The 7,997-nt window shown below is 64.3% G+C and carries 9 protein-coding genes and 1 pseudogene; 2 read left to right on the top strand and 8 right to left on the bottom strand.

The genetic code is table 11. The features are described from left to right. The coding region (locus VNW74_RS29395) for a nitroreductase family deazaflavin-dependent oxidoreductase (RefSeq protein ID WP_325683469.1) at window positions 1-389 on the top strand (389 nt) is incomplete at its 5' end. A gap of 181 nt (window positions 390-570) precedes the next feature. Here VNW74_RS29395 and VNW74_RS29390 read toward each other — a convergent pair. Next, on the bottom strand, window positions 571-813 hold the full coding sequence (locus VNW74_RS29390) for a hypothetical protein (protein WP_325683467.1): 243 nt from the start codon (window positions 811-813) through the stop codon (window positions 571-573). Window positions 814-887: 74 nt separating this feature from the next. On the opposite strand from VNW74_RS29390, the gene VNW74_RS29385 reads away from it, so the two are divergent. Continuing rightward, complete coding sequence (locus tag VNW74_RS29385) at window positions 888-1,028, top strand: hypothetical protein (RefSeq protein ID WP_325683465.1); 141 nt, start codon at window positions 888-890, stop codon at window positions 1,026-1,028. Window positions 1,029-1,148: 120 nt separating this feature from the next. Here the strand turns inward: VNW74_RS29385 and VNW74_RS29380 are convergent, their stop codons facing one another. From VNW74_RS29380 to VNW74_RS29350, 7 genes and pseudogenes are all read right to left on the bottom strand, one after another. Next, entirely contained in the window at window positions 1,149-1,541 is a 393-nt protein-coding gene (locus VNW74_RS29380) for a lipoprotein LpqH (protein WP_325683463.1), read from the bottom strand. Window positions 1,542-1,669: 128 nt separating this feature from the next. Beyond that, window positions 1,670-2,512 carry an SDR family oxidoreductase gene (locus VNW74_RS29375; RefSeq protein ID WP_325683461.1) on the bottom strand — a complete coding sequence of 281 codons (843 nt, stop codon included), beginning with the start codon at window positions 2,510-2,512 and terminating at the stop codon, window positions 1,670-1,672. 106 nt (window positions 2,513-2,618) lie between these two features. Then, a complete protein-coding gene (locus VNW74_RS29370; RefSeq protein WP_325683459.1) occupies window positions 2,619-3,938 on the bottom strand; it encodes a TetR/AcrR family transcriptional regulator in 1,320 nt (439 codons plus the stop codon). Between the two features lie 107 nt (window positions 3,939-4,045). Then, the gene (locus VNW74_RS29365; RefSeq protein WP_325683457.1) at window positions 4,046-4,705 is read right to left on the bottom strand and encodes a nitroreductase family protein; all 660 of its coding nucleotides are present in this window, start codon (window positions 4,703-4,705) and stop codon (window positions 4,046-4,048) included. A gap of 6 nt (window positions 4,706-4,711) precedes the next feature. Beyond that, window positions 4,712-5,649, bottom strand: a pseudogene (locus VNW74_RS29360) (SDR family NAD(P)-dependent oxidoreductase). Then, a complete protein-coding gene (locus VNW74_RS29355) occupies window positions 5,646-6,761 on the bottom strand; it encodes an acyl-CoA dehydrogenase family protein (protein ID WP_325683455.1) in 1,116 nt (371 codons plus the stop codon). Before VNW74_RS29355 ends, VNW74_RS29360 begins: the two are co-directional and overlap by 4 nt. Next, a complete protein-coding gene (locus VNW74_RS29350; RefSeq protein WP_325683453.1) occupies window positions 6,758-7,918 on the bottom strand; it encodes an acyl-CoA dehydrogenase family protein in 1,161 nt (386 codons plus the stop codon). Before VNW74_RS29350 ends, VNW74_RS29355 begins: the two co-directional genes overlap by 4 nt. Between the last annotated feature and the right edge of the window lie 79 nt (window positions 7,919-7,997).

Genomic DNA, 7,997 nt, shown 5'->3' with positions numbered 1-7,997 from the left:
CCGAAGTCGTCGACGATTTCAGGGCTAACGCCGGCAAAGTCGGAGGCCAGTTTGAGGGCGCCCCCTTGTTGCTGCTTACCACGACCGGCGCGAAATCCGGACAGCCACGCGTCAGCCCGCTGGTCTATCTGCGCATCGACGGCAAGGTGTTAATCCTCGGGTCCTTCCACGGAGCCGATTTCCACCCGGGCTGGGTGCACAACCTGCGGGCCAACCGGCGGGCGCACGTCGAGGTCGGCGCCGAGTCGTTCGACGTCACCGCCCACGAGTTATCGGCCGGCGAGCGCGAGCAGATCCTGCCCAAGGTCAGCGCCGCGGTGCCGGCGTTCGTCGAGTCTCAAGCCAAGACCAAGCGCGTGATCCCGCTTTTCGAGCTGCAGCGGGTCTAGTTTCGCAGCGTAGCGGGCTGCGGGTTAGTAGCCAGTGACCAGAAGCAGGCAGGTGTCTGGAGGTTCAGCCGATGGGTCTTCACGGTTGATCAGGCCAACCTACGACTTGCGTGGCCAGGAACCCGTCGCGTGAATGTTCTTGTGCCCCACCCAACGGCGGTGACGGAAAAAACTCATCCAGTTAGGGTCTGATTTCCACCTGGTCGTCGGGGTTGAAGTAACGCTCTGTTCCGTCGGTGAACTTCACGGTGCACATTTGGGGTAGGGGACTGCCGTCGTGGGGGCTCGACTCGCAGACAACCCTTGTTTTGACCCGCTTCCAGGCGTTGTCCCCTTCACCGTGCTCGCGGAAGAGGTAGCCGGGGAGGCGGTTAGTGAGGTCAACCGCCCGCATGCGGAGCACTTGGCTGGGTGGGGTGGACATGCTTACCAATTCTGCCTGCTGGAGTTGGCGGTGTCGTCGGGAGCACCCGAACTTCGACCTGTCACCATTGACACGTGACCGCCGCGATTGTGGTGATACTGGCCCTTTTGGCCATCGGGATCGTCGTCGAAAGCCTTCTTCGGCTGAGAACGTGGCTGAAAAACTCACCCCCCGGGCACGACGGCCAACCACCGGCCGACGGCGGTCCGGACTGATCGCGGGAGGCCCTGCTCGGGACCCGACCACGATCTCGCAAGCGTTTGAGACGGGCTTGGCCCAAGTCGGCGCGGCGATCACGCAGTTTCCCGTATCGGCGATCACGCAGTTTCGCGCCGTTAGCAGCCCATCTCGATCTTGAAGGGTGCCGTAACGGAGACGCGTGGATCGTTGCGCTGAGACCCTTCGGCCGTGCCCGTGATCGTGTAGCTGCCGTTGGCGAAAACGGCTTTCGCATCACCGGCACCGACGTCGGCGACGCCGGTGAAGCCCGCGAAATTGTCGATATTGACCGATTCCAGCTTCGGCTTTTCGGAATCGAGCTTGAGCAATACGCGGACATTTGCCGGCGCGGCGGCGATGTTTGCGGTCAACAACCACTGCACCTGATTGCAGGTGACGGCGTGCGAGGTGCGGGTGTTGTTGTCGACAGTGATTCGAGCGGTTCGCTCCGTCACTTTTGCCGAACTAAAGCATCCCGCGCAGGATGCCGCTACCGCCGTAACGGTCACCGCCGCGGTGACGAACCGGCCTCCCACCGCGCACCTCCATTCGGACAGCCGCTTGCACGCGTGCTCGCGCCGCACGCCTTTTTCTACCAGCCGTAAGGCCGTCTTCGGGGGTAAATGTGCGTGGCCGGCTAACTGAGCGAGATCCGGCCCATCAGCAAGTCGATGATCGGCTTACCCGCGGCAAACGTTCCGGTATTCGACGAATTGACATGCCCGTAGTCGACAAGGAGGGTGACGCCGTTGATACCGGCGGCGGCGTCACTGTTGAGAAACGCCATCACGTTGCCCATCTGCTCTGGCGTGTGCACCTGGGCGCCGGTGGCCTCCCGGTAGTCCTGCGCGAAAGTCAGCCACAGATCAGCGTTGGCCCGGGCTAGGGGGGTGTCGGTCGGGCCGGGGCAGATCGCGTTGATACGCACGCCCTTGGCCAGGAACGGAAATGCGTGCGTGGCGACGTAGGCGTTGATGGCCTGCTTGCTGGTGCCGTAATGGCCGAAGTTGTCCGCCTCGTGGGCTTTGACCCAGGCGTCTGCCGACTCGAAGTCGGGCGTCGCCAAGAACTCCTGGAGCCGCGGTAGATCGGTTTCCCATCCGATACCGGCCACCGAGGAGATGAAGCAGATGGCCGAACCGCGTTTCAGTTGGCCGTTGCTCATCAGTCGGTCGATCACGTGCCGATGGCCGATGAAGTTGATCTTCATCAGGTCCGGACCGTCGGCGATGCCGGCGGCAGAGAAGAGGGCGTCGACGGGTCCGCCAAGCTGCTCGAGCGCGCTGTCGATCGACGCCGGGTCCCGAAGGTCGACCTGGATCCCGCGGCCGAGGCCGGAGTCGACCGGCGCGTAGTCCAGGTTGATGACCTCGGCTCCGAGCGCGCCGACGATTTTGGCCGCCGCGGCGCCCATGCCGGTGGCACCTCCGACTATCAACGCCCGCTTGCCGTCGTAGCGGAACTGCTCGATACCAGTCATTTCTATCCTCTCTCGGGACGCCTGCAGTAAAGGCTCCGGTGTACTTTACGGGAAAGGCTCCGGTGCACTTCACGGGGAACAGATGTTTGGTACACGAGTGCGGCTCTTACTTACGTCTGCCGCGGTCTGCGGCGCCGCGCAGCACGGTGTCGCGGGCGTTGACCAACGCCGCCTGCTTGCCCTGAGCCCGCACGATGTTCTCCGGAACCCAGATGATGTCCATCACGTAGCGCGCCAGCATCGACAGCGAGGGGGAGTCCTGGATGCGGATGTCGCCCGAGTCAATCCCTTCCGACAGCAGTGCTCTCAGTTGTCGTAGTCGCATCGCGAACGCCAGCCCCGGGTTGGGCGTGTCGGGCGGCGATTGGCGCATCCAGGCGAGTTGGATCTTCCACTCGTCCGGGAATTGAGCCAACGCGTTGATGTTGACCCAACTCAGCGCGTCCAGCTTCTCCACTGGCGTGGCATCGGTGCGCAGAACACTGGCGAATCCACCGCCGGCCTTCTGACCGAACGACTCCATGATCGAGGCGAGCAGTTCGTCTTTCGAACCGATCAGTCGGTAGACGGTCCCGGTACCCAGTCCCGCCGCAGAGGCGATGTCCCTGATCGTGGTGACTTCGTAACCTTTTCGGCCGAACTCGGCTCGTGCCACCGCACGGACATGGGCGGCTTTGTCGTTGGCACCGGATTCGTTTTCGTCGCTCCACGTCTTGATTGCTGCTTCGGCGGCCGCGAAAGCGGGTGAGCTATCCAATTCTCGGTCACTGGGCGGTCGAGCGGCCAAACCGTGCAACATGATCCGGCACAAGACTGCCGCGGTCTGGTCGGGTGCGGCGTTGTGCCGGATGATGTCAAGCCCGACGTGCATCATGGTCTGGCAGATCCGGTCGGCCAGCGTCGGCAGGTCGATCTCGGATCTGATGTAGCCGCTCCACCGGCCGGCGCGCAGCGTCTGCAGCATCGCCTGCTGGACAGCGGTGGGCGGCTTTTGCAGGAGTTCGACGAGCTCCTGATTGGCGCTCGGCGCCTCATAGAACGACATCTGCAGTGCTGCGCGATGCTGCACCGCGCAGCGCGCGATCGCAGAACCTAACTCGAAAATCTCGTCGGCGACCGGCCGCGAGTCGGGCTTGTCCAGTCGCTCCTGGGCGATCTCGCCGATGCGTTCCAGGTCGGTGTAATACCGCCGGACCAGCTCGACGAGGATCGCCTCCTTCGACTCGAAGTGGTGATACAGGCTTCCCGGCAAAATGCCCGCCGCGTCGGCGATTTCCTGCAGGGAGGTACGCAGGCCCGAAGAGGCGATCAACGACGCTGCGGTTTGCAGGATTTCCGTGCGACGAGTGCCGTCGTCGTAGGCACCTCCACGGTTGTCGGCCAGGTCTGGGATGCGCTTGGCAGCACCTCGTCCCCGCGACGTCATGCGAGAACGTCCGGGTCGGCCAGACCGGACCAGCGAGTCGGCATCGGGCAAGTCTAGGCGGCCAGTGCCTTGTGCGGCTGCAGGCTCGGATGGTTGCTGAAGCCCCACTACGCCTCCACACCCAGCGGCGGCCCGTCCCAGCGGTCGACGGCAACGACCTCCTCGAGCGGGCGCCTGGGAGCGGGTCGGAAGGTATGACCCGCGCGGAGGCGGCCGACGGGAAGCAGACAGCCCTGCGCGTAGCCTTCCGGGATCTGCAGGAGTTCTCGGACGGCATTCTCGCGATGCAGGTGCAGCGTGGTGATGCAGGTCCCGTAGCCGCGGGTATGCAGCGCCAGCTGGAAGTTCCATACCGGCGGGAAGATCGAGCCGTACAGGGTTGCCTGGTAGAAGGATTCGTCACCGTCGATGCGCGGCAGATAGGGCTGGTAGCAAGGGATTACCAGCAACGGCACCTGCGCCATGTTCTCCACCAGCCATTCAGTGGACGACATAAGCCTGCTCTCCGGGGTGCCGGCCGGCATCAGATCGGCAAGCATCTGCCCACCGACTCGCAGCAGATATGCCTCGCGGTAGAGCCCGGCCAGCTTTTCCCGCAAACCGGGATCGGTGACAACCAGCCACCGCCAGGACTGCGCATTCGAGCCGTTTGCCGCCTGCAGCGCGATGCGCAGGCATTCGCGGATGTCACCGACATCGACGCGCGCACCTAGGTCGAGTGACTTTCGCGCCGATCTCGTCGCGGTCAGCAGTTGCTCAGTGTCCATGGCAGCTCATTGGGAAAAGACGTTCACGCCGAGCCTTTCGCAGACCGCGAAGACTTCTTCGAAGATCGACCCAGGGACGGTGAACGGCTCGGTGGCGGAGACCTCCGCGAGATGCGCGGCGACATCGTCGGCCGTCGGGTTAGTGCCCGGCTCGGCGAGCCAACCTTCGCCGAGGCCGACGAAGACCCGCGAAAAGCGCCCGGCGCAGGCCGAGTAGTTGTGATGGGTGAATCGCAGGCCCGGCTGGTCAGGAACGCCACGATCGGCACGACCAGCTCGGGCTGGATCACCTTCAGGAATCCCGTTTGCTCAAGCGCTTTGGGATCCCCGACCGTCTCAGTAACCATGCGCGAAAAGCCGAACGGGAGAACGGTATTGGCGAGAATCCCGTGCTGACCACCTTCAATCGCGATAACGTTGGCCAGCCCGACGAGGCCCGCCTTCGCTGCCGCGTAGCGGGCTTCGAGCGGCTGCCCGAACATGCCTCCCGAGGACGAGATGAACACGAACCATCCGTAACCGGCTGCTTTCATCACGCGGTATGCCGGCTGGCTCAAGTAGAACCCGCCGTCCAGGTGCACGCTCAGCATCCGCCGCCAGTCGGCCGGCGTCAGCTCGTCGAAGGGCACCCTGTTGAAAATGCCGGCGTTGCTCGCCACCGCGTCGAGGCGACCGAACCGGTCGATCGCGGTGCGGACGATCGCCTCGCCGCCCTCCGGGCTGTCCACCGAATCGTGCGACGCGACAGCGATACCACCCGCGCGCACGATCTCCTCGACGATCGCGTCGGCAACGCTGGCATCGGAGCCTTCGCCGTGCATCGATCCGCCCAGATCGTTGGTGACCACCGAGGCGCCGCGACGAGCCAGCTCCATCGCATACAACCGGCCCAGACCCCGGCCGGCTCCCGTGACGATCACGACTTGATTCTTGAAATCGATCATCTTGGAGTCCTTTTCACGAGGTCCGCACCGAGTTGTGTGAGATAGCGGTCAGGTCCTCCCAGGAATGAGCTCCAACTGAGCAGACGCTTGAGGTACAGGTGCGCGTCGTGCTCCCAGGTGTAGCCGATGCCGCCGAAAACCTGGATCGCGGTATCGCCGACGGTGGCCAACTGCCCTGCGAATGCCTTCGCCCGTATGGCGGACAGGTGCCGCTCGTCCGCGTCGGCGTTATCGGCGGCCCACAACGCATGGATCACCCCGCTGCGCGCCAGCTCGACCGTCTCGAACATATCGACGCACAGGTGCTGGACGGCCTGAAACGAGCCGATGGCCTGGCCGAATTGCTTTCTCTGCTTGGCGTATTCGATGGCGAGGTGCATGACGGCGCGCGCGGCACCGAGTGCGTCGGCGGCCGTGGCGATAAGCACGTCGTCGATCACCGCGTCGACGACTTCCGGTGATGGTGTGGCCAGCCGGTGGGCGGGGGTGTCGTAGAGCGTGACCCGCCACTGCTTGCGGGTCTGGTCGACACCGCGCTCGGGTGTCGCCGAGATACCCGATGAGTCGGTCTTGACCGCGAAAAATGCTGTGCCACTTCCATCGTCGGCGAGGACGAGTAAGGTGTCGGCGGCCGCGGCATCGGGCACTCCGGCGAGCTCGCCCCCCAGCACGACGTCGGTGGCATCCCCGCCATGCCCGACCGCCGCGACGGAGGCGTTCCCGGAGCCCAGGAAGGTCACGGCCGCGATCGTGGTGCCGTCTGCGATGCCCGTCAAAAGCTTGGCGGCAGCGCCATCGGCGTCGTCGAGTCGGGTCAAAGTGCGCGCCGCGGCAACGGCGCTCGACAGCCACGGTCCCGGATGCAGAGCGGCGCCAAGCTCCTCGGCGACCACGCCGGCCTCGACCATCGTCATGCCGGCGCCGCCGCAGTCCTCCGGAACCAGGAGCCCTGTCGCCCCGAGCTCGGCAAGTCCGCGCCAGACGTCTTCGGTGGTACCAGTCGGATCATCGAGAAGCGGGCGCACGTGGCCCGCTATCGATGCTTTTTCGGCCAGAAAGCGTCGCGTGGTGTCGCGCAGCGCGACCTGCTCGTCGGACAGTTCGAGATTCATGAGCGCGGCAGTCCGAGTACCCGCTGTGCGGTGATGTTCTTGTTGATCTGGGTGGTGCCGCCTGCGATCGTCAGCGACCGCGACGTCAGGCGGTAGTTTGCCCACGGGGCGTTGCTGCCGTGGGTGCCCAGCACGTCGAAGGCCAGGGCAGCAAGCTCTTGGCCGATCTCACCCCACAGGGTCTTGGCGAGGCTGGCGGATCCAAACGGATCTCCGCCATGCAATGTCGCCGAAATCGATCGCTGGCAAAGCACCTCGAGATACTTGATGCGAAGCGCGATTTCGCCGAGACGCCGTAGTGTCACGGGGTCTTTGAGGGCGCTGTCCGCGTCCGTGCCCTGCGCGGCGGCGATGTCACCCACCAGGTCCTCTAACCGTACCTGCATTTCCGCGTACAGCCGCGCGGCGCCGGCGCGTTCGTGGCTGAGCGTGGTGGTGGCCACCCGCCAACCCGCGTTCAACGGGCCGAGCAACGAATCGGCCGGTACCCGCACGTCATGGAAGAAGACCTCGGCGAAGTCCTTTTCGCCGTTGAGCGTGACGAGTGGACGCACCTCGATGCCCGGGAGTCTCATGTCGACGATCAGACAGGAGATTCCCTTGTGCTTCGGGGCATCTGGATCGGTGCGAACATACAGTTGGCACCACTGCGCCCGATGACCGAGCGAGGTCCAGATCTTCTGACCGTTAATAACGAAGTTTTCGCCATCGCGCACCGCCCTCGTGCGCAGCGCGGCGAGATCGGACCCGGCTTCGGGCTCTGACATTCCCTGGCACCAGATGTCATCGGCGCGCATCATGCGGGGGAGCAGTGTCGTCTTCTGAGCCTCGGTGCCGTATTGCATGATGGCCGGCGCAATGTTGTTCATGCCAATAACGTTGAGCGGCAACGGCGTCCGCGCACGCGTGGTCTCCTCGGTGTATACCAGCTGCTCGAGCACCGTCGCGCCGCGGCCGCCATATTCGCGTGGCCAGGACACGGCCGCCCAGCCGGCATCGGCCATCGTGCGATTCCACGCGCGCAGCTTCTCGAATATCGCGGCGTCGTTGCCGGAAGGCCGCCGATTAGCGATCAGGTCGTCGGTCAGATTCGCGGACAGCCAGTCGCGCAGTTCGGAGCGGAACTGTTCCAATTCCGCCGGGTATGAGAAATCCACTGTTCTAGGCGGTCCCTTATCGACTGTGGCCAAGGCGGACTTTACGTTGGAGCAGATATTTGGTCAACAAGCGCTGATG

Origin of the sequence: Mycobacterium sp. (genome assembly GCF_035570115.1) — a bacterium.
In the GTDB taxonomy this organism is placed as follows: Bacteria; Actinomycetota; Actinomycetes; order Mycobacteriales; family Mycobacteriaceae; genus Mycobacterium.
Note: the sequence above shows the minus strand (reverse complement) of the source record. Positions and strands in the feature narration are given on the sequence as shown.

What these genes read in the sequence shown, in the direction of transcription:
- VNW74_RS29390 (WP_325683467.1), bottom strand. Translation starts at nt 813, where the DNA reads ATGTCCACCCCACCCAGCCAAGTGCTCCGCATGCGGGCGGTTGACCTC.
- VNW74_RS29375 (WP_325683461.1), bottom strand. Translation starts at nt 2,512, where the DNA reads ATGACTGGTATCGAGCAGTTCCGCTACGACGGCAAGCGGGCGTTGATA.
- VNW74_RS29370 (WP_325683459.1), bottom strand. Translation starts at nt 3,938, where the DNA reads ATGACGTCGCGGGGACGAGGTGCTGCCAAGCGCATCCCAGACCTGGCC.
- VNW74_RS29365 (WP_325683457.1), bottom strand. Translation starts at nt 4,705, where the DNA reads ATGGACACTGAGCAACTGCTGACCGCGACGAGATCGGCGCGAAAGTCA.
- VNW74_RS29355 (WP_325683455.1), bottom strand. Translation starts at nt 6,761, where the DNA reads ATGAATCTCGAACTGTCCGACGAGCAGGTCGCGCTGCGCGACACCACG.